We start from the raw sequence: 498 nt of genomic DNA on the forward strand, positions 1-498 counted from the left end.
GTTCTTCGGCAAGCCTGCATGGATATCCCGAAACTGCGGAGTGCTGGCATTGAAGGGCGGTTGGCCGTTAATTTTTCATCACATCAGTTTTACGATAACAATGCTGTGGAAGTATGGTTTGGCATTCTGGAAGAATACCAAATTCCACCCTCGGCATTTACATTTGAAATTACTGAATCAATGTTACTTCCCGATCGGGAGCGCCAGCGCAATCTCTTGCTTGAGATTCATAAAAAAGGGGTAATGCTTACGATTGACGATTTCGGTACTGGGTATTCCTCTACGAGTTACTTGCAGCACTTTCCGATATCAATGCTGAAAATCGACAAAAGTTTTGTGGATGGTGTACCCCAAGATAAGCATCAAACTGCATTGCTTAATGCATTGATTCAAATGGCCGGTGCACTAGAAATAGATGTTGTAGCGGAAGGTGTGGAAACCCTGCAACAAGTAGAGTTTTTGCACGCGCATTGCGCTGATTTAATTCAAGGATTTTAT

Annotated in this window: 1 protein-coding gene; it reads left to right on the forward strand. The window is 43.2% G+C overall.

All coding sequences use genetic code 11. The features are described from left to right. A partial coding sequence (locus VT06_RS17270) for an EAL domain-containing protein (RefSeq protein WP_046555570.1) occupies nt 1-498 on the forward strand: 498 nt, incomplete at both ends.

Source organism: Arsukibacterium sp. MJ3, assembly GCF_000987765.1.
Classification (GTDB): domain Bacteria; phylum Pseudomonadota; class Gammaproteobacteria; order Enterobacterales; family Alteromonadaceae; genus Alishewanella.